This window comes from Acinetobacter sp. RF14B (assembly GCF_006864105.1).
Classification (GTDB): domain Bacteria; phylum Pseudomonadota; class Gammaproteobacteria; order Pseudomonadales; family Moraxellaceae; genus Acinetobacter; species Acinetobacter lwoffii_C.
The window spans coordinates 1-520 of the sequence record NZ_SMTB01000239.1 but is presented as its reverse complement, the minus strand read 5'-3'; the positions used below and the strand labels follow the sequence as shown (position 1 = coordinate 520).

1 protein-coding gene is annotated in these 520 nt (G+C 56.9%); it reads left to right on the top strand.

The features are described from left to right. Nucleotides 1–17 precede the first annotated feature (17 nt). On the top strand, nucleotides 18–520 hold a 503-nt coding region (locus E2K52_RS14725), incomplete at its 3' end, for a type VI secretion system baseplate subunit TssF (protein WP_264765955.1).

Below are 520 nucleotides of genomic sequence, written 5' to 3'. Positions count from 1 at the left end.
TCAATGCCGACAGTCCGGTGGCCTGTGCGCTGCACCGGGCTTTAACGCTTGGTACGCAGCAGTTCTGGTTGCGTCTGCCGGGGCAGGATCGCCGGACGCTTGACGCACACTTTTCCCCGTTGGGCTTTGAGGATAATGACAGGCTCTGGCCAAAAGGCGAGTCGGCGTTCAGCGGCTACCAGTTGCTGCTGGAGTATGTCACCTTCCGCGAGAAGTTTATGTTTGTGGCACTCAACGGGCTGGAGCTGGTTGCATGGCCGGAGGGTATAACCGGCTTTGAGATTGACGTGGTGCTGAACGAGAACTGGCCTCACGACCTGCCGTTTGACAGCGATAATATCCGTCTGCACTGCGTGCCGGTCATCAATCTGTTCCCGCTCGAAGCCGCTCCGTTACACCTTTCGCCACTGGAAAACGAATTTCTGCTACGCCCGATGCGCATTCAGGACGGGCATACCGAGATTTATTCCGTCGACAACATTATTTCTTCGCGCCATACCGGCAGTCAGGCGTATGTCCC